Annotated in this window: 1 protein-coding gene; it reads right to left on the bottom strand. The window is 61.6% G+C overall.

The annotated features are described in order from the left end of the window. Window positions 1–719, bottom strand: a 719-nt coding sequence (locus A9X04_RS29015; RefSeq protein ID WP_197508960.1) for an acyl-CoA dehydrogenase family protein, incomplete at both ends; no start/stop codon positions are given.

The raw sequence follows: 719 nt of genomic DNA, 5'->3' as shown, positions 1-719 counted from the left end.
GCCTTGACGACGTTGCGCCCCACCGTCCAGCGGTGCACCTCATCGGGGCCGTCGACGATGCGGCTCATTCTCGCCTCTGAGAGCCAGGCCGCCAACGGCAGGTCGTGGGTGTAGCCCAAGGACCCGTGTATCTGCAACGCCGTGTCGATCACCTCGATCAGCATGTTGGCGATATAGGTTTTGGCCATCGAGTTCTCGATGCGCAGGTCGTGCCCGTGCTCCATTTTGTAGGCCAGGTGCAGGATCATCAGTCGCGTGATGTAGAGCTTCTCGGCGCAATCGGCGAGCATCCACTGGATGCCTTGCCGATCGGCGACGCGCTTGCCGAAGGTGACACGCTCGCACGCACGTGCGGTGGCCATATCCAAGGCTGCCTGAGCTTTGGCCACGCTCCACATCCCGTGCCGGAGCCGGCCGTATCCGAGCCGATGCTGCCCCATCGCAAAGCCCTGTCCAAGTCCGCCGAGAATGTTCTCGTGGGGGACAACGAGGTCGTTGATGCGCACTTCGGCGTGGCCCATCTGGATTTCGCCCTGGTAGGTGGGGATATCGGATTCGCCCATGATAGGGATATTGCGGACGATATCGAAACCCGCGTTGGGCAGCTCCACCAAGAAGGTGGTGTATTGCCGATGACGAGGGGCGTCGGGATCGGTCTTGGCCATCACCAGTGCCAGCTGAGAAATGGACGCCCCTGAGGTGTACCACTTCTCGCCATT

The sequence above is a fragment of the Mycobacterium sp. E3247 genome (assembly GCF_001667785.1).
Lineage (GTDB): Bacteria > Actinomycetota > Actinomycetes > Mycobacteriales > Mycobacteriaceae > Mycobacterium.
This window is presented reverse-complemented; position numbering and strand designations above follow the sequence as displayed.